This window comes from Streptomyces sp. NPDC006208, from assembly GCF_040613775.1.
Lineage (GTDB): Bacteria > Actinomycetota > Actinomycetes > Streptomycetales > Streptomycetaceae > Streptomyces.
In genome coordinates this window covers 130,417-156,327 of sequence record NZ_JBEXSW010000015.1, presented here as the reverse complement: position 1 = coordinate 156,327, position 25,911 = coordinate 130,417, and the positions used below count along the sequence as shown (strand labels likewise).

Annotated in this window: 15 protein-coding genes and 5 pseudogenes; 10 read left to right on the top strand and 10 right to left on the bottom strand. The window is 67.8% G+C overall.

Going from position 1 to position 25,911, the window contains the following annotated elements; genetic code table 11:
• The first annotated feature begins 44 nt into the window (after nucleotides 1–44).
• The 4 genes from ABZ208_RS15045 (at nucleotide 45) to ABZ208_RS15030 (ending at nucleotide 6,322) form a co-directional block, all read left to right on the top strand.
• Nucleotides 45–1,286, top strand: coding sequence for a right-handed parallel beta-helix repeat-containing protein (locus tag ABZ208_RS15045; RefSeq protein ID WP_356909904.1), 1,242 nt, complete (start codon nucleotides 45–47; stop codon nucleotides 1,284–1,286).
• A gap of 1,019 nt (nucleotides 1,287–2,305) precedes the next feature.
• Nucleotides 2,306–3,718 (top strand): family 2B encapsulin nanocompartment shell protein, encoded by a 1,413-nt coding sequence (locus tag ABZ208_RS15040; RefSeq protein ID WP_356909903.1) that lies wholly within the window; start codon nucleotides 2,306–2,308, stop codon nucleotides 3,716–3,718.
• A gap of 357 nt (nucleotides 3,719–4,075) precedes the next feature.
• Nucleotides 4,076–5,422, top strand: coding sequence for a family 2 encapsulin nanocompartment cargo protein terpene cyclase (locus ABZ208_RS15035; RefSeq protein WP_356909902.1), 1,347 nt, complete (start codon nucleotides 4,076–4,078; stop codon nucleotides 5,420–5,422).
• A 15-nt stretch (nucleotides 5,423–5,437) separates the two neighbouring features.
• Nucleotides 5,438–6,322 (top strand): geranyl diphosphate 2-C-methyltransferase, encoded by an 885-nt coding sequence (locus ABZ208_RS15030; RefSeq protein WP_356909901.1) that lies wholly within the window; start codon nucleotides 5,438–5,440, stop codon nucleotides 6,320–6,322.
• A 140-nt stretch (nucleotides 6,323–6,462) separates the two neighbouring features.
• Here ABZ208_RS15030 and ABZ208_RS15025 read toward each other — a convergent pair whose 3' ends face one another.
• Together ABZ208_RS15025 and ABZ208_RS15020 are read right to left on the bottom strand one after the other, a co-directional pair.
• Nucleotides 6,463–8,367 carry a propionyl-CoA synthetase gene (locus ABZ208_RS15025; RefSeq protein ID WP_356909925.1) on the bottom strand — a complete coding sequence of 635 codons (1,905 nt, stop codon included), beginning with the start codon at nucleotides 8,365–8,367 and terminating at the stop codon, nucleotides 6,463–6,465.
• Between the two features lie 183 nt (nucleotides 8,368–8,550).
• Nucleotides 8,551–9,134: pseudogene (locus ABZ208_RS15020) on the bottom strand (DUF3291 domain-containing protein).
• 637 nt (nucleotides 9,135–9,771) lie between these two features.
• On the opposite strand from ABZ208_RS15020, the gene ABZ208_RS15015 reads away from it, so the two are divergent.
• The 3 genes and pseudogenes from ABZ208_RS15015 (at nucleotide 9,772) to ABZ208_RS15005 (ending at nucleotide 12,035) form a co-directional block, all read left to right on the top strand.
• The gene (locus ABZ208_RS15015; protein ID WP_356909900.1) at nucleotides 9,772–10,314 is read left to right on the top strand and encodes an aminoglycoside adenylyltransferase; all 543 of its coding nucleotides are present in this window, start codon (nucleotides 9,772–9,774) and stop codon (nucleotides 10,312–10,314) included.
• A 112-nt stretch (nucleotides 10,315–10,426) separates the two neighbouring features.
• Nucleotides 10,427–11,300: pseudogene (locus tag ABZ208_RS15010) on the top strand (IS5 family transposase).
• Between the two features lie 54 nt (nucleotides 11,301–11,354).
• Nucleotides 11,355–12,035 carry a hypothetical protein gene (locus ABZ208_RS15005; RefSeq protein WP_356909899.1) on the top strand — a complete coding sequence of 227 codons (681 nt, stop codon included), beginning with the start codon at nucleotides 11,355–11,357 and terminating at the stop codon, nucleotides 12,033–12,035.
• Between the two features lie 529 nt (nucleotides 12,036–12,564).
• Here ABZ208_RS15005 and ABZ208_RS15000 read toward each other — a convergent pair.
• Nucleotides 12,565–15,180 carry a cation-translocating P-type ATPase gene (locus tag ABZ208_RS15000; RefSeq protein ID WP_356909898.1) on the bottom strand — a complete coding sequence of 872 codons (2,616 nt, stop codon included), beginning with the start codon at nucleotides 15,178–15,180 and terminating at the stop codon, nucleotides 12,565–12,567.
• A 135-nt stretch (nucleotides 15,181–15,315) separates the two neighbouring features.
• Nucleotides 15,316–17,700, bottom strand: a complete 2,385-nt coding sequence (locus ABZ208_RS14995; protein ID WP_356909924.1) for a phosphoketolase family protein — start codon at nucleotides 17,698–17,700, stop codon at nucleotides 15,316–15,318.
• A gap of 165 nt (nucleotides 17,701–17,865) precedes the next feature.
• Here ABZ208_RS14995 and ABZ208_RS14990 point away from each other — a divergent pair, with 165 nt between their 5' ends.
• Nucleotides 17,866–18,270, top strand: a complete 405-nt coding sequence (locus ABZ208_RS14990; RefSeq protein WP_356909926.1) for a hypothetical protein — start codon at nucleotides 17,866–17,868, stop codon at nucleotides 18,268–18,270.
• Nucleotides 18,271–18,288: 18 nt separating this feature from the next.
• Here the strand turns inward: ABZ208_RS14990 and ABZ208_RS14985 are convergent.
• Nucleotides 18,289–18,390, bottom strand: a pseudogene (locus tag ABZ208_RS14985) (cation-transporting P-type ATPase); the annotation flags it as partial.
• Between the two features lie 718 nt (nucleotides 18,391–19,108).
• On the opposite strand from ABZ208_RS14985, the pseudogene ABZ208_RS14980 reads away from it, so the two are divergent.
• A pseudogene (locus tag ABZ208_RS14980) lies at nucleotides 19,109–20,401 on the top strand (GAF domain-containing protein); the annotation flags it as partial.
• Here the strand turns inward: ABZ208_RS14980 and ABZ208_RS14975 are convergent.
• Nucleotides 20,398–20,610, bottom strand: coding sequence for a CGNR zinc finger domain-containing protein (locus ABZ208_RS14975; protein ID WP_356909923.1), 213 nt, complete (start codon nucleotides 20,608–20,610; stop codon nucleotides 20,398–20,400). The pseudogene ABZ208_RS14980 and the gene ABZ208_RS14975 sit on opposite strands and share 4 nt — an antisense overlap.
• Here ABZ208_RS14975 and ABZ208_RS14970 point away from each other — a divergent pair.
• Entirely contained in the window at nucleotides 20,507–20,824 is a 318-nt protein-coding gene (locus ABZ208_RS14970; protein ID WP_356909922.1) for an ATP-binding protein, read from the top strand. The two genes, ABZ208_RS14975 and ABZ208_RS14970, sit on opposite strands and share 104 nt — an antisense overlap.
• A 196-nt stretch (nucleotides 20,825–21,020) precedes the next feature.
• On the opposite strand, the gene ABZ208_RS14965 is transcribed toward ABZ208_RS14970, so the two are convergent.
• From ABZ208_RS14965 to ABZ208_RS14950, 4 genes and pseudogenes are all read right to left on the bottom strand, one after another.
• Nucleotides 21,021–21,716 (bottom strand): response regulator transcription factor, encoded by a 696-nt coding sequence (locus ABZ208_RS14965; protein WP_356909897.1) that lies wholly within the window; start codon nucleotides 21,714–21,716, stop codon nucleotides 21,021–21,023.
• Between the two features lie 149 nt (nucleotides 21,717–21,865).
• The gene (locus tag ABZ208_RS14960) at nucleotides 21,866–22,321 is read right to left on the bottom strand and encodes a universal stress protein (RefSeq protein WP_356909921.1); all 456 of its coding nucleotides are present in this window, start codon (nucleotides 22,319–22,321) and stop codon (nucleotides 21,866–21,868) included.
• Between the two features lie 48 nt (nucleotides 22,322–22,369).
• Nucleotides 22,370–22,765 (bottom strand): annotated as a pseudogene (locus ABZ208_RS14955) (universal stress protein); the annotation flags it as partial.
• Nucleotides 22,766–23,505: 740 nt separating this feature from the next.
• On the bottom strand, nucleotides 23,506–25,911 hold the full coding sequence (locus tag ABZ208_RS14950; RefSeq protein ID WP_356909896.1) for a glycosyl hydrolase family 65 protein: 2,406 nt from the start codon (nucleotides 25,909–25,911) through the stop codon (nucleotides 23,506–23,508).

Sequence of the window (25,911 nt, the reverse complement as noted above, 5' to 3'; positions counted from 1 at the left end):
ATCAGTCGCACCGGCCCCCGGCCGGCCGCACCTTGGAGAGTCACTTGAGAAGTCGGACCGCCTTTCCCGTACTCGCGGCCATGTCGCTGGCCTCGGCAGTGGCCGTCGTCGTACCGGCCCCTGCCCAGGCACGGCCACCGGCCGCGCACCTCTTGGTCGACTCCACGGCGGACGCAGTGGACGCAGACCCGTCCGACGGCCTCTGTCGCACCGCCACAGGAACCTGCACCCTGCGCGCGGCGGTCATGGCCGCAAACGCCCGGCCCGGCAGCATGATCGAGTTACCTGCCGGCCGCTACCGGCTGACCATTCCCCCCAACCCCGACCTGCTGAACGGGCGCACCGCCGACCCGACCACAGGCGATCTGAACATCACCGCCCCGACCATCGTCCGGGGGGCCGGGGCGCGGGAGACCGTCATCGACGCCGACCACATCGACCGTGTCTTCCGGATGGGCGCCGACACCTGGCTGTCCGACCTCACCATCACGGGAGGAGACGCCAAGCAGCGGGAAGTGCCCATCACCGACCCTGGCGGAGGCGGCATTGCCAACAGCAAGGACATGACGCTGCGCCGGGTGACGGTGACGGGGAACTCCGCCGGTTACGGGGGAGGCATCTTCAACATTCCCGACTCCCACCTGACGCTGATCGACAGCACCGTCAGCCGCAACACAGCGGGTGAGGCGGGAGGGATCCGGTTCGACGACACCGGCACCGTGGTCAATTCGACGATCGCGGACAACCGCGTGACCGACGACTGGGAACGGCCGGGAAGCCTGTCCGGATACGGCGGCGGCATCGACATACGCGGCACCGGCCGGGTGGACATCCGCAGCTCCACGATCACCGGCAACACCGCCACCGACGGCGGCGGTGGGATCAACATCGCCCCCGCCTACCTGGACAGCCTGCCCCGGCCGGTCACCGACACCGTCAACCTGCCGCTGGGTCGTCTCACACTGCAGAACACGATCATCGCCGGCAACATCAGCGGCGGGACAACCAGCGACTGCAAGAACGTCTTCGCCGCCATCGACTCGCTGGGCAACAACCTCGACAGCGGCAACAGTTGCCACCTCACCGCCGAGGGTGACCTTCCACGCCGGTCTCCCGGCCTCGCTTCCCTGAGTGACCACGGCGGGCCCACGGACACCGTCGCTCTGTTGCCGGGCAGCCCGGCCGTCGACGCGGCCGACGACGGCTGCCCCGCCACTGACCAGCGAGGCATCACGCGTCCGCAGGGCCTGGCCTGTGACATGGGCGCCTTCGAGTACGCGCCGTGACGCGATGACAGGACGTCGGCGACCTGACGCGTCAGCTGTGTGCCCGGTTCTTCAGCTGTCCTCGTAGGTCATCGCGCACAGCAGAGCCGCGCCGCAATCCACCAGCCAGGCCCGTACCGCGTCCGATCGCCCGGCGTGCCGACGCAGTCATTGATGCCGGCTCCCGGTGGGGCCTGGTGGACGCCTCCATCTGACGTGGGAGCCGCCGTAGCCGGTACCCCGCTGTCGGCGGACCGAGTCGAAGGCGCCTGGACCGGGCAGAAGCCCGGTTCAGGCGCCGCTTCCCGTGTGCCCGGAAGAAGCCGAGACTCTTCGGTGACCAAGAGATGAGCAGGTTCTTCGGCTGCTGGCGGTACACGGGAGGCACGCCGGTTGACCTGCCGGCATGACGCGCCAACGGCGCTTGTGCTCATCCAAGTGATCAGCGGGCGACCCGAGCCCCGACCCGGGATCGGCCGGACGCCCTAGGGCCTCGCGCTCGGCCACGTCGGAGATGTCGGTGAGCCGGTAGCCGGTGTTGCGGCGAAAGGGGTCGATATCGACGGCGAACCTGGCCGGATTCCCTCTGTGCGGGAGCCGGGGACGGCGTTCCCGCCGTCGCGGACGATGACGGGCGGCCGCCTGATGACCGGGGCCGGCGCCGGCTCGGAGTCGAGGGCGATCTTCCCCTGCAGTGGCCTGCGCGTTGGCCTCCCGGTGCTCCTGATCAATCTCAGATGGATCGTCAGATCAGGCTGCAAGTGCCGAAAAGGGGACGGGGCGGGCGGCCGCTCCGTGCACAGGACGGCTCTCGGCCGGGTGGCTCAGATGTCGTCGGTCGTCCGGATAAACCCCGTGCGGAGCAAGGTCACTTCATCGAGGTAATGCCCACGGTCTCATGGGGTGACCTGGGCATATCGGCAGTTACTGTTCACCGGGATCTGAACGGATTCCCAGAGATCGACCCTCTTTTTCCTCTTTCACCGGTTGGCGTGCGCGCACGACGCCGATCACCAGCGTTGCGAAGGAGAGCTCGCCCGATGACCGTTGAGACCGGCCCGGAAGCACAGTTGGAGCCGCCCCGGCAGTCCAGCCTGAGCACCGCCGCTGCCCGCAACCTTGCCACCACGACCAAGTCCGCTCCGCAGATGCAGGAGATCACCTCTCGCTGGCTGCTGCGGATGCTCCCCTGGGTGGAGACCAAGGGCGGCGCCTACCGGGTGAACCGCCGACTGAGCTACACCGTCGGCGACGGGCGCATCGAGTTCGTCCAGGACGGTGCCGACGTCCGGGTGATTCCTCGCGAGCTGGGCGAACTGGCCCTGCTCCGCGGCTTCGAAGACGTGGAGGTGCTGACCGCGATCGCCGGCAGGTGTGTCCAGCGCGACTTTCGCGCCGGCGAGGTGTTGGCCGAGCGCGGTACCCCTGCCGAGCAGATCCATCTGATCGCCCATGGCCGGATCAACCAGACTTCCGTCGGCAAGTACGGCGACGAGGCCGCCGTCGCCGTACTCGCCGACGGCGACCGGTTCGGTGAGAACGCCCTTCTGGACGCCGACGCCAGATGGGACTTCACCGCCACCGCCGAGACCTCCGGCACCCTGCTCACCTTGTCCCGCGGCGACTTCGCCGCCGTGCTGTCCTCGGCGCCGAGCCTCCAGGCCCACATCCGCCGGTTCAGCTCGCTTCCCCTGCAGCGGCAGAACCGTCACGGCGAGGCCGAGATCGCGATGTCGGCCGGCCACACCGGCGAAGTCGAGCTGCCGGGCGCCTTCGTCGACTACGAGCTCAAGCCGCGCGAGTACGAACTCTCCGTCGCGCAGACCGTTCTGCGGGTCCACACGAGGGTCGCCGACCTTTACAACGGGCCGATGAACCAGACCGAGGAGCAGCTCAGGCTCACGATCGAGGCGCTGCGCGAGCGCCAGGAGCACGAGCTGATCAACAACCGGGAGTTCGGCCTGCTCCACAACGCCGACTTCAAGCAGCGGATCCAACCCCACTCCGGCCCGCCCGTCCCGGACGACCTCGACGAGCTGCTCTGCCGCCGCCGCGGCACCAAGCTCTTCCTCGCTCATCCCAGGATGATCGCGGCGATCGGGCGTGAGCTCAACGCCCGCGGGATCTACCCGGGCAGCGTCGACCTCGGCGGGCAGCGGGTCCCGGCCTGGCGCGGTGTCCCGATCCTGCCCTGCAACAAGATCCCCATCAGCAAGGAGGGCACCAGCTCGATCCTCGCCATGCGAACCGGCGAGGACAACCAGGGCGTCATCGGTCTGCGTCAGACCGGCCTGCCGGATGAGTACGAGCCGGGCCTGTCGGTGCGCTGCATGGGTGTCAGCGAGCAGGCGATCATCTCGTACCTGGTCACCACCTACTACTCCGCCGCGATCCTGGTGCCGAACGCGCTCGGCGTGCTGGAGAACGTGCAGATCGGCCGCAGGCTCAACTAGGCCCTGTCCGAGCGATCCTGTCGGGCCTGCGGCGACAGCTACGGCACCTCGCTGTGTTGTCGGAGTCAACCCAGTACATCCAGTACGAGGGCGTTCTCCCCCGGCCTCCGGCCGGGCGGTACCCCTACCGCCTTGCGATGCGTCCCCTAGGCCCTTTCGGGCCTGGGGAGACCCCACGCCTAGGCCCTTTCGAGCCTGGGAGGCCCCATGCCTCGGCCCTGGCGGGCCTGGGGAGACCCCACGCATATGACGCCGCAGGAGGGCCCGTCCGACGGCCACGACAGCCCGCACGTTCCCGGGCCGGGCGAGCACGTCCGGGATCCGGGACAGCCCACCCACCTCACGAAGGAGCTACGGATGCCCGATCCTGGGCTTTCCCCGCTGCAGTCGAGCCTGCCTGCCGCTGCGGCCCGCTTCGGGCCGCATGCCCTCACTCACGCCACTGGCGTCGAAGCCGCTGCCCGCACCCTGCCTGCCTCGCCAACTCTGCCTTCCGTTCCCATCCCTGCCGCAGGGGCCGTGCCCGTAGACGTGTCCGTACCCGACAACGCCCCGGGTGGCGACCTGATCGCTGCGCACGTGCGGGAGGGCGCTGCCGCGGCGGGGCAACCGAGCCCGGCTCTGGACCGGATCCTGCGCGGCCCCACCGGTCTCGGCACGTCGGGTCTGTATCCGGGCCTGCGCGAGGAGCCGCCGGCGCCTCCGGCGCCAGAGGCACCAGCGGAGGGCAAACCGATCCCGGGTCTCTACCACCACCCGGTGCCGGAACCTGATCCGGCGCGGGTGGAGGAGGTCGGTCGCAGGATCAAGGACTGGGCGGTGGACGAGGTCGAGCTGTACCCCGAGGAGTGGGAGGGCCAGTTCGACGGCTTCTCCGTCGGGCGCTACATGGTTGCCTGCCATCCCGACGCTCCGACCGTCGACCACCTGATGCTCGCTACGCGGCTGATGGTGGCCGAGAACGCGGTCGACGACTACTACTGCGAGGACCACGGAGGTTCGCCCATCGGCCTCGGCGGACGCCTTCTTCTTGCGCACACCGCCCTCGACCCCCTTCACACCACGAAGGAATACCAGCCGCAGTGGGCGGAGTCGCTCCACGCCGACGCCCCGCGGCGCGCCTACCGCTCCGCCATGCAGTACTTCGTCCAACAGGCCACCCCTTCCCAGGCCGACCGGTTCCGGCACGACATGGCCCGTCTGCACCTGGGGTACCTCGCGGAGGCCGCCTGGGCCCAGACGGACCACACGCCCGAGGTGTGGGAGTACCTGGCGATGCGGCAGTTCAACAACTTCCGGCCTTGCCCCACCATCACCGACACAGTCGGCGGCTACGAACTGCCGACGGACCTGCATGCACAGCCCGCCATGCAGCGTGTTCTCGCACTCGCCGGGAACGCCAGCACCATCGTCAACGACCTGTACTCGTACACCAAGGAACTCGCCGGCCCCGGTCGGCACCTGAACCTGCCAGTGGTGATCGCCGAACGTGAGGGCATCGCACACCGGGATGCCTATCTGAAGGCGGTCGAGGTCCACAACGACCTCATGCACGACTTCGAAGACGAAGCCGCTGCTCTGGCCGCCGCCTGTCCCGTCCCGAGCGTGCTGCGCTTCCTCCGGGGAGTGGCCGTATGGGTCGACGCCAACCACTACTGGCACCAGACCAACACCTATCGATACAGCCTGCCCGATTTCTGGTAAGAAATGGAGTTCTCTGTGACCAGCACCGAGCTCACCACCATCAACGGCACCTCCGCGTTCGTTCCCGCTCCGGCGTCGCCCTACCAGGGGGACATCGCCCGTTACTGGGATCACGAGGCCAGGCCCGTGAACCTGCGTCTCGGCGACGTCGACGGGCTCTACCACCACCACTACGGCATCGGTGACGTCGACCATGCCGTCCTCGGGGACGCAAGCGACCGCGAGTACGAGACGAAGCTGATCGCCGAACTCCACCGCCTGGAGTCGGCGCAGGCCGAAGTCCTCCTGGACCACCTCGGCTCCATCGGGCACGACGACACACTCGTGGACGCCGGCTGCGGCCGGGGCGGTTCGATGGTCATGGCCCACCAGCGGTTCGGATGCAAGGTCGAGGGCGTCACACTCTCGGCCAAGCAGGCCGATTTCGCGAACCGGCGCGCCCATGAACTCGGCATGGAGGACCATGTTCACGCCCGCGTGTGCAACATGCTCGACACGCCCTTCGAGACAGGGCAGGCCGCGGCCTCGTGGAACAACGAGTCGAGTATGTACGTCGACCTCCACGACCTCTTTGCCGAGCACTCCCGAATCCTCGCGGTCGGCGGCCGCTACGTGACCATCACCGGCTGCTGGAACCCGCGTTACGGACAGCCCTCGAAGTGGGTTTCCCAGATCAACGCGCACTTCGAGTGCAACATCCATTCCCGCCGGGAATACCTGCGCGCCATGGCCGACAACCGTCTCGTACCGCAGACCGTCATCGACCTGACTGCTGCGACCCTCCCCTATTGGGAGCTGCGGGCCACGTCTTCCCTGGTCACCGGCATTGAAGAGGCGTTCATCAACTCCTATAAGGACGGCTCCTTCCAGTACCTCCTGATTGCAGCTGACCGCATCTGACGGCCACCGGCTGAAGGGGCTGGGCCCGTCGGTCGACGGATCCAGCCCCTACCGGGAAGCGGCTCGCGATGAGGTTCGCACCAACGTACGCACCTCGCGCTTGACGCCGGACCCCGGTTCTTCCTGACCGCCGCGTGGTCTCAAGGGCGGTTGCGCAGCAGGGGGATCAGAGCGTCGAGCACGGAGGCGTCCTCGATGGTCGCGGGGACCGGCTCGTCCCGGCCGTCGGCGATGCCGCGCATCGTCTTGCGGAGGACCTTGCCGGAGCGGGTCTTCGGCAGTGCAGGGACGACTGCGACGTCGCGGAAGGCCGCGACGGGGCCGACGTCGCGCCGGACGGCCGCCACCAGCTCGGTGCGCAGCTGCTCCGGGGCCGGGTCCGCGCCGGACTTGAGAACGACAAGGCCGTAGGGCACTTGTCCCTTGAGATCGTCGGGGATGCCGATCACCGCGCATTCGGCGACCGCGGGGTGGGTGGCCAGGGCGGCTTCGATGGCACCGGTCGACAGGCGGTGTCCGGCGACGTTGATCACGTCGTCGGTGCGGCCCATGACGAAGAGGTAGCCGTCGTCGTCGAAGTAGCCGGAGTCGCCGGTGTGGTAGTAGCCGGGGAACCGGCTGAGGTAGGACTCCACGAACCGGTCGTCGTCGTCCCACAACGTCTGGAGCGCGCCCGGGGGCAGCGGCAGCCGGATTGCGATCTCGCCCTCCCGGCCGGGCGGCAGCGGTCGTCCGTCGTCGTCCAGGATCTGCACGTTCCAGCCGGGTACAGGCACCGTGGCCGAGCCCGGCTTGACGGGCAACGCCTCCAGACCACGCGGGTTGGCCGCGATCGCCCAGCCGGTCTCGGTCTGCCACCAGTGATCGGTGACCGGGACGCCGAGAGCTTGCGAGGCCCAGTGGTAGGTCTCCGGGTCCAGACGTTCACCGGCGAGGAACAGCGAGGTCAGGGAGGTGATGTCGTACTTGGCGAGTTCCGCGGCGGCCGGATCGGCCTTCTTGATCGCCCGGATCGCGGTCGGCGCAGTGAAAATCGCCTGCACGCCGTACTCCTGGACCACCCGCCAGAAGGCGCCCGCGTCAGGAGTACCGACGGGCTTGCCCTCGTAGACCACGGTCGTGGCGCCGACCAGCAGCGGGCCATAGACGATGTAGCTGTGGCCGACGACCCAGCCGACGTCCGAGACGGTCCAGAAGACGTCGCCGGCGTGGATGTCGTAGACAGCACCCATGGACCAGGCGAGCGCGACCGCGTGCCCGCCCGCGCTGCGCAGCACACCCTTGGGGCGGCCGGTCGTGCCGGAGGTGTAGAGGATGTAGAGCGGATCGGTGGCCGCGACCGGGACCGGCTCCACGGGCTGCGCACCGGGCACGACGTCCGCCCAGTCCACATAGCCGGCGCCCAGATCGGCCCTGAGGGTCTCGCGCTGGAGCATCAGGGTGTGCTCGGGCCGGTGGGAACTGAGCGCAAGTGCCTCGTCCAGGATCGGCTGGTAGGCCACCACGCGGTTGGGCTCCAGCCCGCAGGAGGCGGCGACGACCAGCTTGGGACGGGCGTCCTCGATCCGGGTCGCGAGCTCCTTGGGCGCGAACCCGCCGAACACCACCGAGTGCACTGCGCCGATCCGGGCGCAGGCCAGCATCGCCATCACGGCCTCGGGGACCATCGGCATGTAGATGACGACCCGGTCGCCCCTGCCGACGCCCAGTCCCCTCAGCGCACCGGCGAGACGTGCCACCTCGTCACGAAGTTCGCGGTAGCTGAACGACCGCTTCCCCGGGACCATCGCCGAGTCCCAGATCAGTGCCGTGCGCTCGCCGGCTCCGCCGGCAACATGCCGGTCCAGTGCGTTGGCGCAGGTGTTCAACTCGCCGTCCGGAAACCAGCGGTAGAACGGCGCGCCACTGCTGTCGAGGGCACGCGACGGCGGCGCCGTCCAGTCGACCAGCCGCGCCGCCTCCAACCAGAAGCCTTCTGGATCGGTGAGGCTCCGGTGACGGCTCTCCGTGTAGGTTCCCACTGTCGTTCTCTCTTCCGATCTCAGCCCCGCCGCTGCACGGGGACCGCGGACGCAGTTCGCGTTCCATGATCCCGCCGGTTCCGGAGATCGATGCCGGTTTCGGTCCTTGAAGGTCGTTCTGGTGCCGCATCAGGCAACGTCACCAAGAATGCAGAACGGGCACCGCAGGCCGACTGACGATGTCCGCCGTCATCCAATCCAGGCGTTCTACAGCGAACCCAGTGGTTCAGGGCTTCGTGTCAGCGAACCTCGCTCTTCGGTCCGACGCCTTGTCGGTGTTCCGCCTGGGTCGAACGAGCGGTGGAAGGTGAAGGCGTACGGTGCGGAGCCGTGTTCGTGGAGGTGCTCCAGCCTGGAAACCCCGTCCTGCCAGGTCGGTATCGTGCCGTCGGCGACCCACCAGAACACGTAACCCGGGTGTCCCGTCCTCTCGAACCAGTCGTAACGCCTGTTGAGCGCCGCGCGGTGCAGACCGGTGTAGATGGAGTCGAAGGCGGATCGCAGGTCGGTCCAGAGTGAGAGGGTCGCGGCCAGGGCGGTGGTTTCCACAGTGCGGCCTTTCCCGTACCAGGCCGGAACAGCAAACTCTCCCCACTCACCCCAGTCCGAGTCGAAATCCGTCCGTGCGCCCAGGCTGCGATCTGCCGCTTCAGCACGAGCGATATATCCGGGTGCTGTCCGATCTCCCGGTAGACGGCCTCACCGCTCTCGTGCAACTCCCGCGTAAGACGTGCGGGATCGGTGAGGGCTGACTTCAGGACGCCGAACGTGTACAGAGCAAGATGGTGCATGCGTCTCTCCCTGGCTGAGTGGGCCTTGTGGGGAAGTTCCTGACGGTCTCGCTGTCTGGGCGCGACTCGATTCGATGGCTTGCCCGTCGGGTGGGGAGTTGTGGGCGTGATCGACTCAGCCTGATGGAACTCCTCTGCGACTGTGGGCGCCGCCGAACGGCAGGTGACGATAGCCACCTCTGCAGACCCTGTCGAAGTTGCGTTTTCCCTCTTCAAGTGACCTCGTGTGGAGGCCCTCGCGAGAGCTGAGGCGGTAAAGCGCTGCCCGCCTCGTGGAGGTCCACATCGACCCGGCCACCTCGGAGCAGCACCAGCGACAGCTCCGCCCTCGCTGGTGAACGATCTCGACCCCAACGGCGTCGACTGGGTTGAGCGGCACAGCGACTGGATTTGCTGTCAAAGGACAGACGGGGTCGCCGTGCAGCTCAAGCAGCCGGCGGAGCATGGGAGCCGGTGACACCAACCATGCCTCGTGCGCTGCTGGTGACAGGTAGAGCGCCGATCCGGTACAACCACCATGCTTCGCTACACGGAAACCGCAGCTCAGTGGACCCTGATGGTGACAACCACCGTGCTTCGGCTCAGCAGCCGGAAATCGAGCTGCTGCGGCCAGGATTGCCGCATAGCCTGCTCGGCTGTGGACAGAGAGCGCAGTGCTCGGCAGCTTCGGCTGATCGGCGAGACGGTGGAGATCGCGAAGGCCCTTGGTGTGGAGGTGTGGCTCCGCGGGGGTTGGGCCATGGACTTCTTCATCGGCGAGGTCACGCGTGACCATGTGGACATCGACTGGTTCGCCTGGGCGGAGGATGCCTCTGCTCTGACCGACGCCCTGCTTCGTTCCGGCTATGAGCCTCTGTCCGGGCCGCCTGCCGATCAGCAGCTCGATTTCTGCAAGCAGGGCGTGGAGAGCAGCTTCGCTCTCGTGAGCAAGGACCGGCTCGGGCGCGTTGTGGTCGCTGGCGGCCCCTGGGTCGGGGAGACATGGCCGGAGGGCATGCTCGATGGTTCTGTTGGCCGTATCGGGACACTGCGGTGCCGGATCATCAGTCCCCACGCCCAGATCGAGATCAAGCAGATGATGCCGGTCTGGGTTCCGGGTCGGCCTCGCCGCAGGAAGGACACCGAGGACGTCACCCGGCTGGAAGCGGCCCTGCGAGAGCAGGGCACCCGCCCGGCATGAGGGCGCGCAGCCGACGAACGCCTCCGCGCGGTAGTCAACAGGGCGAACGTTGCCTGATGTGGCACTAGGATCTGTTGCGAAAGTTGATCAAGGTCGTGGATGATCAAGCGCCGTGGGGCGCGGAGATCTGACGAATTGCCAGTGGGCTCGGTTGGAGCCGTTGCTGCCGCTGGGCAAGAAGCCGGGGCGGCCGCCGACGTGGACACGTCGGCAGTTGATCGACGGCATACGCTGGCGCACCAGGACCGGTGCGCCGTGGCGGGACGTCCCGGAACGGTACGGGCCGTGGGACCGGCCTACGATCTGTTCCGCCGCTGGCAGCGCAACGGCACCTGGAAGCGGATGTTCGAGCAGCTCCAGGCCGAGGCCGACGCGAAGGGTCTCATTACCTGGGACGTCAGCGTGGACTCCACCATCGCCCGGGCGCACCAGCACGCCGCGGGGGCTCGTAAAAAGGGGCAGAGCAAAAGGAGCCTCCCGGCGGCGTCGTCACTGAGCCCGACGACCACGGCCTCGGGCGTTCACGCGGCGGACTGACCACCAAGTTGCACTTGGCGGTCGAGCAGGGTCAGAAGCCGCTCTCGCTCATCGTCACCGCCGGGCACCGGCATGACAGCCCGCAGTTCCAGCCGGTGCTGGATGCCATCCGGGTTCCCCGGCTGGGTCTGGGCCGGCCGCGCACCCGGCCGGACAAAGTGCGGGCCGATAAGGCTTACGGCTCCAGAGCGAACCGCGCTTACCTGCGCAGACGTGGCATCAGCTGCACGATCCCGGAGAAAGTCGACCAGGTCCGCAACCGCAAGAAGCTCGGCTCCCGTGGCGGCCGACCGCCAACGTTCGACAAGGTCGACTATCGCAAGCGACACGCGGTGGAGTGCGGGATCAACCGGCTGAAGAGGCACCGTGCGGTGGCGACGAGATACGACAAGCTGGCCGTCCGCTACGAAGCGACCGTACTGGTCGCTGCCATCAACGAGTGGCTGTGACAAGCGGAGCGGGCGGCAGAAAGTCCCGGGAAAAACCTTTCGAGGACACCACCGATGACCTGCCACCCTGGTGAGATGCTGCTCAAACTGACCGGTTCCAGCTGTTCGGGCAAGACCACGCTCGCTTACTCCGTAGGCGAGCGGCTGGGGCGGCTCGCCGTGCACGACTTCGACGAGCTCGGCGTACCGGAAGGAGCCGATCGCTGGTGGCGTAACCGCATGACCGAGATGTGGGTGCGTCGTGCGCTGGAGTACCAGGCCCATGGAGTCGACCTCCTGCTGACCGGGCAGTCCCCGCTGGGAGAGGTCCTGGCCAGCCCCTCCGCCCCCTTGCTGGACGGAATCGCCGTGTGTCTGGTCGACGTGTCCGACGAACTACGGCGCGACAGGCTCACCATGCGCGACTCGGGCCGATGGGACGCTCACGCGATTGACGCCTTCCTCGGCTGGGCCGCCTGGCACCGCAAGCACGCCGAGGATCCCCGATCCCGACCCGACGTCATCATCGACGACAGCTGGCCCGAGATGGCCTGGCACCGCTGGACCGGGTGGACTGCTGACGACCGGCGGTGGTCCACCCATGTGCTCAACACCACGGACCGGCCCGTCGCGGAATCCGTAGATCAGGTTGAGCAATGGGTGACCGAACAGCGCGACGCGTTCCGATCCGGCCGCCTCACCCTGTCGCGAGGCTGGTCGGACCAGACGGCCGCCCGAGCCGACCACGACTCCTGATCCACTTTCGCAACGGGCCCTAGAAGAAGCCCAGCTTCTTGGGCGAGTACGACACCAACAGGTTCTTCGTCTGCTGGTGGTACGTGCGTTACACCTCGCCTGACCAGAGCAAACAAACGAATCTGTCTCGAACGAGGGGATGATGGCCCGGAATTGGCCCGGATCTTGGTCTGCTCGGAGGCCCCGGCTGACCGTTGCGTCGATGAGGCCTCGGCCCGGGCAGGTCCAGCAAGCGCCGCTCGACCCCGGCGCTCTCAACGCGGATCGCTACGTTGTTGTGTGTTGCGCGGTGAAGTGCCCGGACGTGGAGTTCGTGTACCAGTGCGTGTCCTGTCGGTGATCGCCGTCCAGTCGTACGAGATCCCGTGGCCTCGGACCTTACGTACGGCCCGAGGCCACCGGGTGTGACGACGGCTTCTGTTTGCGACGGAGCCACCCGGACGCCGCCAAGGAGAAGGGCGATGAAGCGGGCCACATCGGTCCAGCGGTCGAAGTACTTGAGCCCCGGGATCTCCACCGGCGTTCTGTCTCACGGTGCGGCAGGTGTCTGGTCGGCAGTCCTCGCCAACCAGCTCTCGGTGCGCGCTGCGCCGAAGCTGATGAGGCCGGCAGCCGCGGCGAGTGCGGTACCGGTCCACGATGGCGATGAGGTGTCCAACAGGTCTGCCAGGAAGGGTACGTAGAGTGCGGCAGCGCCCAGCCCCGCCGCAGTCAGCACAGCTGCGGGCAGAAACAGATTTTGGCGCGTGAACACTCGCTCCCGCAGCCCCAGAGCGACGCCGAGCTGGGCGGCCAGCAGGGCGATGAACAGGATGGTCTGCCACGGGCCGCCGGAGTGCCGGACCCAGAGGCTGGCAGCGAGGCTGGCTGCCGTGACCAGGACCGACAGCCGCAGTACCCGCTGCCAGAGCCCGTCGCCGAGTACGTGCTGCTGCGGCGGGCGCGGCGCGCGTCGCATGGCATGGGGTGAGACCGGTTCGGCGCCCATGGCGACCCCTGTCAGACCATGAGTGAGCAGGTTGATCCACAGAATCTGACCTGCTCGCAGAGGCAATGCGAGTCCGAGCATCGGGCCAATGAGCATAACGAGGATTTCCGCGGCACCGCCGGCCAGCGCATAGACCAGGAACCGGCGGATGTTGGCGTAGACACGGCGGCCCTCTTCCACGGCCGAGATCACCGAGGTCAGTTCATCGTCGGCGAGGACCAGATCGGCAGCTTGGCGGGCAACTTCGGTTCCCCGGCGGCCCATTGCCACGCCGATGTCGGCCTGTTGCAGGGCGGGGCCGTCGTTGACGCCGTCGCCGGTCATCGCGGTGACCTCTCCGCGGGCGCGCCACGCTTGGATGATGTCCAGTTTCTGTTGAGGCGTGGTACGAGCGAAAACCCTGACCCGGGTGGGGTCCGGGATCTGTCCGGCAGCCAGCTCTTCGCCGGTGGCCACGCGGCTCGGCATGGTGGCGTCAGCTCGCGTGAGGATACCGACCCTTTCCGCGATCGCACGGGCAGTCGCTGGGTGGTCTCCGGTGATGAGAACCGGGGTGATCCCGGCACGGCGGCAGGCTTGCACGGTCGCAGTGGCTGCTTCTTTGGGCGGGTCGCTGATGGCTGTCAGCCCCAGCAGCCGCAAGCCGCTTTCCGACTCCTCGATCGGGACAGGAATACAGGTGGACGAACCTGACGCTATGGCCAGGACGCGGTAGCCCTCGGCGGACAGGGCGGCGGCCTCCTTACGCGCATGCTCCAGTGTCGCGGGACTTTCGTTCAGAAGTGCGGCGTCCAGCACCATTTCAGGTGCGCCCTTGAGGTAGATCTCGATCGTTCCCGAGGGCATACGGTGGATGGTGGTCATACGTTTGCGGAGGCTGTCGAACGGTACCTCGTCGACGCGGGGATGAGTTCGCATCAACTCGTCGGGTGTGCAGGCCACTTTGGCGGCGGCGGTCAGCAGGGCGGCCTCCGTTGGATCACCGAGCGGGGTCCATTGCGCGTCTGCTTCCCCGGGCGGAATCAGCGACGCGTCGTTGCACAACGCCGCTGCGATGAGCACTTCTCGTACGGCATCCCTGGTGGCGGGTTCTGGATGTCGGCCGGTCGTGAGAATTTCACCAACGGGTTCGTATCCCGCGCCCGTCAAGGTCACCGTGCCATGGGCGGCGGTCCATATTCGTTCGACGACCATGCGACCTTCGGTGAGGGTGCCTGTCTTGTCCGTGGCGAGTACGGTGACCGATCCCAGGGTCTCCACTGCGGACAGGCGGCGAACCACGGCGTTGCGAGCGGCCATCCGCCGCGCGCCCAGCGCCAGGCCGAGGGTGACGACGGCCGGCAGTGACTCCGGGACGGCTGCCACGACGAGGCTGATGGCCGTTACCGCCATCGTCTCCAAGGACTGGCCGCGCACCAGTCCCAGGACCAGCACGAGGAGGCACAGCCCTATAGTGACCAGGGCCAGTACCCGGCCGAGCCCGGCCAGGCGCTTTTGGAGCGGGGTCTGTTGCTGTCGGGGGTGCAACGAGGCGGCGATCACGCCGAGGGCGCTGCGCGGCCCGGTGGCGGTGACGGTGGCGACAGCGCGGCCACGCAGCACGACGGTTCCCGCCTGTAGTTGTCCGGTGTGCGGATCCGTTCCGTGGACGTCCTTGTCGACCGGTACGGATTCGCCGGTCAGCGCCGACTCGTCGATCAGAAGGGCAGCGGCCTGTGTGAGCGCGGCGTCAGCGGGGACGATGTCGCCCTCACCGAGTACCAGCACGTCGCCGGGGACGACGGCCGACGAGGTCACCTCCTGTTCCGTCCCGCCGCGCAGTACTCGTGCGGCAGGCGAGGTCATGGCGGAGAGGGCAGCGACCGCATTGTCGGCGCGCACCTCCTGCACCACCCCGACGGTGGTGTTGAAGAGCACGACCACACAGATGACGACAGCGTCGGCGTTGTCCCCGGTCGCCACGGTCAGTGCCACGGCCGCCAGCAGCACGATGATCAGCGGGTCACGAAGCTGAGCGAAGATTCGGGACCGAAGGGATGTCCTGCGCTGTTCGCTGAGCTCGTTGGGACCCCACTCCGCCAGCAGCTGGGATGCCTGCTCCTGACTGAGACCTGTCGCCCGGGCGGCCCCAGAAAGGGGTGCGGACGTAAGAGGCATGGTGACTCCGGTTGCTTCAAGGTGCTCATGGCATTACGGGCCTGGCTCATTGGGCGCCGGGTGCGTTGGGCGCGTCAGTTGGAGCTGGGTGCATCAGCGTCCTGTCTCCGACATCACGGACCTACGCCGGGGCGCTCAGCTGTTCCAGTTCCATTCGCTGACTTCGGGCAGGTCGGTGCCGTGCTCACGAATCCAGGCGTGGTGGCGCAGGCGGGCGTCCGCCATCTCCTGTCGGACTGTGGCGGCGCGTACCGCCAGCCCGGGGACGCGGTCGATGACATCCATGACGAGCCGGTACCGGTCGAGGTCGTTGCGAACGACCATGTCGAAGGGCGTGGTGGTGGTGCCTTCCTCCTTGTAGCCGCGCACATGCAGGTTGGCGTGCCCGGTGCGCCGGTAGGCCAGGCGGTGGATCAGCCACGGGTATCCGTGGTACGCGAAGATGACGGGCTTGTCGGAGGTGAACAGCGCGTCGAACTCCGCGTCCGGCATGCCGTGCGGGTGCTCCTCCTTGGGGAGCAGCCGAGCCAGGTCCACGACGTTGACGACGCGTACGGCCAGGTGGGGCAGGTGCCGACGGAGCAACTGAGCGGCGGCCAGGATTTCCAGGGTGGGGACGTCGCCCGCGCAGCCGAGGACGACATCGGGCTCCCCGCCCTCATTCTCTGCGCCTGCCCAGTCCCAGATTCCGGCACCGCGGGCACAGTGTCCGCGGGCCTGCTCGAGGGTCAGCCAGTCGAAGCAGGGCTGCTTTCCGGCGACGACGACATTGACGTAGTCGCGGGAGCGCAGCACATGATCGGCCACCGACAGCAGGGTGTTGGCGTCCGGTGGCAGGTACACCCGCACGACCTCGGGTGACTTGTTGAGGACGTGGTCGATGAAGCCGGGGTCCTGGTGGGAGAAGCCGTTGCTGTCCTGCCGCCATACGTGCGAGGTGAGCAGGTAGTTCAGTGAGGCGATGGGGCGGCGCCAGGGCAGGCGCCGTGAGGTGCGCAGCCACTTGATGTGCTGGTTGACCATGGAGTCGACGATGTGGACGAACGCCTCGTAGCACGAGAACAGCCCGTGGCGTCCGGTGAGGAGATAGCCCTCCAGCCAGCCCTGGCAGGTGTGTTCGGAGAGGATCTCCATCACCCGGCCGTGGCGGTCCAGGTGTTCGTCGACCTCCAGGGTCCGCGCCTGCCATGCCTTGCCCGTCGCTCCGTACACGGCCTGAAGACGATTCGAGGCGGTCTCGTCCGGCCCCACCAGACGGAAGTCCCGACGCTCGGCGGTGTTCTCCATGACCCCCTCCAACAAGTCGCCCAGGACCCGGGTGGGCTCGTGCAGGGTCGTACCGGGCCTGTCGACCGGAACGGCGTACCGTTCCAGCGGCGGGATCGGCAGGTCCTGTACGAGCAGACCGCCGTTGGCGTGCACGCTGGCCCCGAGACGGCGAGGGCCGGCGGGCACACACTCCAGCACCCGCTCGCGCGGGCGGCCGCGGTCGTCGAAGAGTTCCGCCGGCCGGTAGGAGAGCAGCCATTCCTCCAACTGCCGGAGATGGTCCGGACTTTCGCGTACGGAGGACAGCGGCACCTGATGCGCGCGCCATGTGCCTTCCACCTGTACGCCGTCGACCTCGGCCGGCCCGGTCCATCCCTTGGGCGTGCGCAGCAGGATCATCGGCCAGCGCATGCGTTCGGTGACGCCCTCTTCGCGGGCGCCGTGCTGGATGGCGCTGATGCGATCGAGTGCGGTGTCCATGGCGCGTGCCATGGCGCTGTGCACCTGAAGTGCGTCATCGCCTTCGACATGCAGCGGGTCATGGCCCAGGCCCCGCAGAAAGTCGTCGAGTTCGTCCCTGGGCAGGCGCGCAAGCACGCTCGGGTTGGCGATCTTGTACCCGTTCAGGTGCAGGACCGGCAGGACCGCTCCGTCGTGGACCGGGTCGAGGAACTTGTTGGAGTGCCAGGACGCGGCCAGCGGCCCGGTCTCCGCCTCCCCGTCGCCGATGACGCAGGCGACCAGCAGACCGGGGTTGTCCAGGGCGGCGCCGTAGGCATGGGAGAGCGAATACCCCAGCTCACCCCCCTCGTGGATCGATCCCGGAGTCTCCGGGGCCACATGGCTGGGCACCCCGCCGGGGAAGGAGAACTGACGGAACAGGCGCGCCATACCCTCCGCGTCCCGGCTCACGTCCGGGTACGTCTCGGAATACGTGCCCTCCAGCCAGGAGTTGGCCAGGACGGCCGGTCCTCCATGGCCGGGGCCCCAGACACAGATGGTGTCCTTCCCATGGTCCCGGGCCACCCGGTTGAGGTGGGTGTAGACGAGATTCAGACCGGGTGAGGTGCCCCAGTGGCCCAGCAGCCGAGGCTTGATGTGCTCCGGCTTCAACGGCTCACGGAGCAGAGGATTGGCCATCAGGTAGATCTGGCCAACGGCCAGGTAGTTCGCGGCCCTCCAATGCGCGTCCAACGCCGCCAGCTCTGCTTCATCGAGGTAGGGCGCTGATCTCGGGTGAACGTCGGGCATTTCGTGCTCCTCTGTAGGTGCCGAGAGGAGATTTCGGCACGGTCGGTCGGTACGGCAGGCGGCCGTTGGGCCCGATGTGCTCGGCTCATCTCCCAACGGGGCGGGGTCGGTGGTCAGGGGGAGAGCAGTGCTGAACCGGGCAGCACGACGACGCAGGAGACGGCTGTGGCCTACCGCGGCCCGCGGCTCGGCAATTGGCGTCGGCCGCCGGCGGTAGAAGATCCGCTTACCTACCTCGATCAGGGCGAGGTAGCAGATCGCCATGGAGACAAGCGCGACGAAGAAGCCAAGCAGATCGGCAGGCAGGATGTCGCCCAGCCTGAGTTCCACCACGTCGCCAGGCACCAGGGCCGTGACCTCCACCGCGGCAACGCGTCCGCCGCGTATCACCACGGTCTGATGGCTGATCTGTCCGTGGAGGGCTTCGGCGGCTTTCTCTGCGCGGTACTCGTTCACGAAGCCGAGCCCGACCGACAGTGTCAAGATCACACCGATGATCACCGCATCGCTGTGGCGGCCGACGACATACGAGATGGTCGCGGCAGCGAACAGGAGCCCCAGCAGCGGTGATCGCATCTGCCGCCACAGCACGGGCAGTACCCGGGCCTTGTGTGAGGCGACCGCATTCGGTCCCCATTGCCGCATCCGCTCAGCAGCTGCTTCCGCCGAGAGGCCTTCCCTGGTCGACACCAGCTCGCGCAGGACCTCGTGGACCGGCAGGCAAGCCGACGAGCTGATGTGGTGGACGCCGGCAGTCTGCGTCGTTGTGGGGGAGGAGCTCACCACAATCGACCACTGTCGGCACTTTTCCCGGTCACGCAGTAGGCGTGTAAGGGGTTGATGCCGAGGAGAAGCGATCGGCGTGTGACGCAGAATGCACGGGCTGCGTCCGCCCGATGGACAGCTTCGCCTGTACCGCCGGCCCCTTCACTCATCACTCGCCTCCTCGGTGCAGAGTGACTGATCTGCTGCCGGGGGCTGGGGCCTCACTATGCAGCCTACAGGCGAGTACCGACCCTGTGTGGAGCGGGCAATGCCCGCACGGGCCGGTGTGGAGAACTCGGTGACAAGGCGCGCACCGGGCCGCTTGCCGCCGGTACAGCGTGACGATCATCGACACGAACTCCTGCCCTATGGTGTTGATCCTCGGCAGTCGCCAATGCGCCATCACTTCAGTGGGTGAGGGCTCATGGGCGTGGTGCCCGCCATCTCAGCCTGTGCCGTATCCGGGTTCAGGGGCGAGGGCCGAACGGCCTCTCCAAGGGGCCCACCGGCCCTGTCAGAGCGACTCGATGGCCTCTTCGCCGGCATGGATTCGTCTTGGTACGCGTGGATGCGTGCAGACCGATCCGTCCGGGGCAGGCTGGAGGAGCCAAAGGCAATGTGCCGGCGGCCTTAGGGAGCCGAAGTGGGCGAGGACACGGATACCGGGGCGGCGCCATCGCAGCTGCGGCTCGACGAGCTGCTGATCGACCCGCAGTCGCAGGCAGTCCTTGCGCGCTCGCCCCGGGATCGCGTAGATCCGCTGCTGGAGGCGGTTCTGGCCGTCGGCAGCGACTTGGACCTTGGTGTTGTACTGCAGCAGATAGTGCAGTCCGCAGCCGACCTGGTTGATGCTCGGTACGGCGCCCTGGGCGTGATTGGTGAGGAGAATGGGCTCAGCCAGTTCATCACGGTCGGCATGGGCGACGAGACCATCGAGCAGATCGGGCCCAATCCGCAGGGCCGGGGCATCCTGGGGCTCCTGATCCGTGAACCGCACTCGCTGCGGCTGGTCGACCTGGGCGAGCAGCCCGATGCCTCCGGCTTCCCGGCCGGCCATCCACCGATGCGGACCTTCCTCGGTGCCCCCGTCCGGGTGCGTGAGAAGGTGTTCGGCAACTTGTACCTGACCGAGAAGCGGGGCGGGGCCGAGTTCGGCGCCGATGACGAAGCGGTGCTGGTCACGCTGGCCGTGGCAGCCGGGATGGCAATCGACAATGCTCGGCTGTACGACGCCGTCCAGCGTCGGGAACGCTGGCTGATGGCCAGCGGCGAACTGACCCGTGCCCTGCTGTCCGGCATTGAACCCGCCGAGGTACTGAGGAACTTCACCGCCACCGTCCTCGAGATGGCCGACGCCGACGTGGTCACCCTCGCCGTGCCCGTTCCTCGCACCGGCAATCTGGTGATCGAGGCCGCCGCCGGAACGGACGCGAATCGTGCCCTCGGACTGGTGTTGCCGCACACCACCTTGGCCGGGAAGGTCTACAGCTCAGGCGAGACGATCACCACCCAGGACTGGAAAGCCGACCCCCGCGCCGAACGGGACACCGCTTCCACGCCACTGGGACCGGTCTTCCTGGTCCCCCTCGGTACGCCCGAACATGCGCGCGGTGTCCTGCAAGTCGCCCGCCACTGCGGCCGTCCCGCGTTCTCCGACGCGGCCGTGGCCATGATCGCCGGATTCGCCAACCATGCCGCTCTTGCCCTGGAGATCGCCGGACATCGGCACGACGCCGAACGCCTCCTCGTTCTGACCGACCGTGACCGCATCGCCCGCGATCTGCACGACCTGGCCATTCAGCGCCTGTTCGCCAGCGGTCTGAGCCTGCAGTCCACCCTCGCCCGGGTCGCCGACCGACCGCAGGTCGCCGAGCGCATTGCACGAGTCGTGGATGACCTCGACGACACCATCAAGGTCATCCGCTCCACCATTTACGGATTGCAACAGCGCGGTCGCCCCGAGGACACCGGGCTGCGCTCCCGCCTGGTGGCCGAATCGAACCGGGCATCCGAGGCGTTGGGATTCGCACCTGCGCTGCGCATGACCGGGCTGCTGGACACCCTGGTCCCACAAGCCATGGCAGACCACCTTCTTGCAGCGCTCCGCGAAGCCCTCGCAAACGCCGCCCGGCACGCCGACGCCACCGAGGTGGAGATCACCGCCCAGGTAACCTCGGCGCGCCTTACGCTGCGGGTGACCGACAACGGCCGGGGTACTGCTCCCGCGCGCGCCCACCGCAGCGGCCTGGCCAACCTCCACACCCGCGCGGAGGAACTCGGAGGAGCTCTGGTCCTTGCGCCCAATCAGCCCACTGGCAGTGTCGTGGACTGGAGCGTTCCCCTTTCGGCCGACGAGTGACCCCGCCCCGGACAGCGCGGCGCGAAGTAGCGCACGGCACCCCGTGAGCGCTCAGTCTCCGCCCGTCGTAGGCCGGGCTCGGCGCCCGATGGACCGTCGACACCTCCCCGCACGGCGGCACGCGCCTGACGTGGCAGGTACCGGGCGTCCCTGGGTGAAGGCTCTCTCCCGGACTGACGGAGTGCCTTCCTCCGCTTCAGCGGTCCCGCCGAACCGGGGCCTGCGGAGCGGCCTGCGTGACCATGACCGCAGCCTGGATGCGCCGCTCGACGCCCAGCTTGGCGAGCAGGCGGGAGACGTTGTTCTTGACCGTCTTCTCCGCGAGGTAAAGCCGTTTGCCGATCTGGGAGTTGGTCAGTCCCTCTCCGATGAGATCGAGGATCTCCCGTTCGCGGGCCGAGAGCCCGGACAGTGCGCCTGCTTCGGTGTTTTGCGGAGAGTCGCCGCGGAGGCTACTCATCAGACGGGTCGTGGTCGCTGGGTCGAGCATCGACTGGCCGGAGGAGACGGTGCGGACCGCGGCAACAAGCGCAGCCCCTTTGATCTCCTTCAGCACATAGCCTGCGGCCCCCGCCATGATCGCGTCGAGGAGTGCGTCGTCGTCGTCGAAAGAGGTCAGCATCAGACATACCAGGTCCGGCATCCTCGACCGCAGTTCTCGGCAGACCGTGATGCCGTCGCCGTCCGGCAGCCGCACATCCAGCACGGCGACGTCAGGACGCAGCGCCGGCCCTCTGGCAAGAGCCTGTTCTGTTGTCCCCGCCTCACCGACGACTTCGATATCGGGCTCCGCGTCGAGCAGGTCGCTCACCCCGCGCCGCACGATCTCGTGGTCGTCGAGCAGGAATACGCGAATCGGCTTCCGCGGTGAAGTGTCCAGGTCCTCGGTCATTGCTTGTCCTCCACGCTGTCACGAGCACCTTGCCCTGTGGTTCCATCCTTAGTCCGTCGCCATGGGGCCGCGCCAGGGCCGGATGGGCACCCGCGTATCTCGCCACGGGACCCCACCCGACGGGCGGTCACCTGGACCGGGGCTTGGTCTCAGGCGTGGGGCACAACGGCCACCGGGCAGGCTGCGTGATGAATCACGCCGTGAGCCACAGGCCCCAGATGCACTCCGAGGAGGGATGTTCGCTCGCGTCGGCCGATCACCAGCATCGGCGCATCGGCAGCCGCTTCGACCAGGTGGGCGACGGCCTGCCCCGAAACGCTGCTGGCACGGACGGCAACGGCAGGGCTCTTTTCGCGCCACGGCTCCAGGACCGTGCTCAGCGCGTACTCACGTTCCCTGACCAGCCCGGAATCGTCGATGAGCGTGCCCCCACCGGCGGCGATCGCGTACGACGACGGCAAGGTGTAGCCGTGTACGACGTGCAGGCCCACGCCGCGTACGAGGGCCGCTTCGAAGGCGAATTCGATCACCTCGTCGCAGGAATGGGTGAGGTCGATGCCGGCCACAACGTCGGAGCTGTGGGGAGCGCCGGTCGGCCGGAACACGTCGGGAGATGAGTGTGTCCCGGTATGCCTCTCGGATCGTACGAGTACGACCGGCCGCGGAGCATGGGCGACCACTCTGAGTGCTACGGAGCCGGTCACGAATCCGGCCATTCCGCTCAGGCCGCGGGAGCCGAGGACGAGTACCTCGGCGTTCTCGGCCGCTGCCAGGAGCGAGGCGACGGGCGAGTCCGATATCTGCTCGTGGGTCGGCCGAAGCCCAGGGTGGCTGCTACGGAGCCGTTCCACGGCCGTACGCAGGATGCGACCGGCCCAATGACGCTGAGTCTCACTGGTCGGGACGGAAGCCGAGGGGGCGGGAGACCATTCCCAGGCGTGCACGAGATGGAGCGGAACGCTGCGGAGCACGGACTCTGTGGCTGCCCAGCGCGCGGCAGCCAGACTCTCGGGAGAGCCGTCGATCCCGACAACCACGGCACGAGCCATGAGTAGTACCTCCTGCTTGGTCTGTGGTGTTCCTGGCAGCAACTTCACCCGCGCCGAGCAAATGGGGCAGGGGCCGCCAGGCCCTCTCTGCGGCCCGAAAGGCCCCTCCCGAGGGCCACGCTCGCGACCGAAGGTGGAATCGGGTGGAGGCCCTGCTTTCCGGCCGACGGAAGGTGGACCGTCACGGCGCGCAGAGTGTCTATTGGAGTTGACGGAACGTCATGCAGCGCTGGGGCCGCGGACTGGACGGCTCGGGAAGCTTCTCTTCGCCGGCTGCCGTTGCGGGTCGTTTATGTTTCCCCGTGGTCCGGGGCCGACCGTGCGGACCTCTGGCCGTATCGCCCCGAGGCGCGACCCGGAGGATGTGGCGGTCTGTTTCGCGATCGAAGCGGCTCGGCGCCGGTCGGCCCGCGTGCGTGCGGTGCACGCCTGGGAGCTGCCCTGTCCGGCCGACGGCTGGATGCCGTTCGCGGTCCCGGAAGTGGACCGGGCAGACCTGGGAGGACGAGCAGGTGCAGATGCTGTCCGACGCCCTGCGCCCGTGGCGGGAGGAGTACCCGCAAATACCGGTCCTGAAGGACGTGCTGCGGTTCACGGCGGCTGCTGCCTTGGTTCGGGAGTCGATGCAGACGGAACTGCTCGTGGTGGGTCGGCGGAGCCCGGCACGCGGCCCGGTCGTCGATGTGGTGCGCCACGGAAGGTGTCCCTTCGCTGTCGCGCCCTTACAGCGGTGTCCAAAGTCAGTGTCCCGGGAGAGGCAGACGGTACGTCTCTCCGGGCTTCACCGAGATCGAACGGTCGGTGAGTTCGATGTCGATCGGAGGCAGGTCCGAGACAGGGACCGTGATCTCGAGCTGTCCGGGGCGCATCCGGAAGTGCACACCCAGGTGCCCTCGGTAATGGAGGGTGAAGCCGTAGGTGGAGAGTTCCGGCAGGGGGGCGGGGTCCAGCCCGAGCGCGTCGTCGAGTGTCTGCAGTCCGGACAGGCCGCGTTGCACCAGGTCGAGGGTACCGGCCATGGCTCCGAGGTGGATTCCTTCGCCCGTGGTTCCGCCCTGGAGGTCGGCGATGTCTCCTTCGAAGGCTTCCTTGCAGTACGCCCAGGCCTGCTCGGGTCGGACCCGGGTCAGGACCCATCCGTGGACGAGCCCGCTCAGGGTGGAGCCGTGGCTGGTACGGCGCAAGTAGTAGTCGACGGTGCGCTGCCACAGGGCGTCGTCCATGTCGTGTCCCAGCCGGCTGAAGAGGGAGCGGAGTTCGCCCGGCGGGAAGAGGTAGCCGAGCATGAGCACGTCGGCCTGTTTGGATGCCCGGTATCCATTGACCGTGTCGCCTTCGGCCTCCAGGATCCGGTCGAGCCGGCGGATATCCCCGTAGCGGACCCGGTAGGCGTCCCAGGCGAGTTCCTTGAGGTTGCCGTACCCCTGGAACTGGCTGATGACACCGTCGTGGAAGGGTACGTGGAGTCGGCGGGAGATGTCCTCCCAGCGGGCAAGCTCCCGGGCCTCCAGACCGGTGCGCTCGGACAGCTCGCGACGGCGCGGTTCCGGCAGCGACTTCAGGACGTCGAGGGTGCGGGCGAGTACCCAGGCGGCGGTGACATTGGTGTAGGCGTTGTCGTCCAGGCCCGGTGTGGCAGCGCCGGGATAGGCGTCGTGGTACTCGTCGGGTCCCACCACTGCGCGGATCCGGTAGCGGCCCAGGGCCGCATCGTAGGTGGCGGCATCCGACCAGAAGCGTGAGATCTGCAGCAGCATCTCGGCTCCCTCGGTGTGCAGGAACTGGGTGTCACCGCTCGCCCTGCAGTACTGCCACACGTTGTATGCGATGGCGGATCCGACATGGCGCTGGAGCCGCGAGTGATCGGGCAGCCAGCGCCCGGAGCGGGGGTTGAGGTGCAGTTCCTGGGTCTCCTCACGGCCGTCGCTGCCGCTCTGCCAGGGATACATGGCGCCTGCTCGTCCTGCCTCGCGAGCCCCGTGGCAGGCCTGGTCGAGTCGCCGATGGCGGTAGGTGAGCAGGGCCCGGGACACCTCGGGGAAGTGCAGGTTCAGGTAAGGAAGGACGAACAGTTCGTCCCAGAAGACATGGCCCCGGTAGGCCTCGCCGTGCAGGCCTCGGGCCGGGACACCCACATCAAGGTCTGTGGTGTGCGGCGAGAGCGTCTGCAGCACGTGGAAGAGATGGAGCCGCAGAATGCGGCCAGCCTCACCGGGTACCTGAATGTCGGCCCTCTGCCACAGCTGCTGCCATGCCGCTTGATGCGAGAGCAGCAGCTCATGGAAATGGGGCGCGGTATTCACCCGGTCGACCGCGGCCCCCAGCGGGTCGCTGATCGCCGGATCCCGCGACGTGTGCAGGGCAACCGTCTTGTCGGCCGTCACTGTGCGATCGGCCGTGAGCGTCAGGCGGAGTATCTGTGCGGCACGCGCCGGCTCGTGGTCGGTGGGCACGGGGCGCATAGGCCCTTCGACGGTGATGCGGGCCGCCATCGCGATACGTATGTCCGAGGTGCTGGTTCGGCAGGCCAGCCACACGGTGTCGGCCCCGGAGTTGCCCCGGCTGATGCCGGACAGATGGTGGCCGTCCAATTGCCGGTAGCGGGCGACACCGTTGTTGGTGACCGTCCCGTCTATAGCCGACTCGACCTCGATCTCACCGGTCCACCCCTGCGCGGTGAACTCCGTTCGCAGGGCTGCCAGATGGGGGTCTCCCATATGAACAAAACGCAGCTGGCGTACGGACAGCCGACGCCCCCGCGGATCTTCGTACGTCGCGGTGCGCGCCAGCGTGCCGGTGCGCAGGTCGAGCGTTTGATGGTGGTCCACCAGCGCGGTGCTGTCCGGGGTGAACCAGCCATTCGTAGCGGCGCTGTCGTCACCGTCGTCGCGGATGCGGAATCGCAGGGGAAGCCAGTTGGGCAGGTTGACCATGTCCTCGTTCTCGATCTGCCGTCCGGCCACCGTTGATGTCAGCCGGTTGTAGCAGCCCGCGGCGTAGGTGCCTGGGTAGTGCGCGGTGTCCGCCGGGCATTCCGGAGTGGCGCCGCGGGTCGCGAAGTAGCCGTTGCCGAGAGCGCAGAGCGACTCTCTGAGGCGTTCCTCGGCGGGGTCGTAGCCGTCGTACTCCCAGGTCCAGTCCCGCAT

Excerpts from the sequence above, each read along its gene's own strand:
- ABZ208_RS15040 (WP_356909903.1), top strand. The coding sequence starts at position 2,306 with ATGACCGTTGAGACCGGCCCGGAAGCACAGTTGGAGCCGCCCCGGCAG.
- ABZ208_RS15035 (WP_356909902.1), top strand. The coding sequence starts at position 4,076 with ATGCCCGATCCTGGGCTTTCCCCGCTGCAGTCGAGCCTGCCTGCCGCT.
- ABZ208_RS15005 (WP_356909899.1), top strand. The coding sequence starts at position 11,355 with ATGACCTGCCACCCTGGTGAGATGCTGCTCAAACTGACCGGTTCCAGC.
- ABZ208_RS15000 (WP_356909898.1), bottom strand. The coding sequence starts at position 15,180 with ATGCCTCTTACGTCCGCACCCCTTTCTGGGGCCGCCCGGGCGACAGGT.
- ABZ208_RS14995 (WP_356909924.1), bottom strand. The coding sequence starts at position 17,700 with ATGCCCGACGTTCACCCGAGATCAGCGCCCTACCTCGATGAAGCAGAG.
- ABZ208_RS14970 (WP_356909922.1), top strand. The coding sequence starts at position 20,507 with ATGACCGGGCTGCTGGACACCCTGGTCCCACAAGCCATGGCAGACCAC.
- ABZ208_RS14965 (WP_356909897.1), bottom strand. The coding sequence starts at position 21,716 with ATGACCGAGGACCTGGACACTTCACCGCGGAAGCCGATTCGCGTATTC.
- ABZ208_RS14950 (WP_356909896.1), bottom strand. The coding sequence starts at position 25,911 with ATGCGGGACTGGACCTGGGAGTACGACGGCTACGACCCCGCCGAGGAA.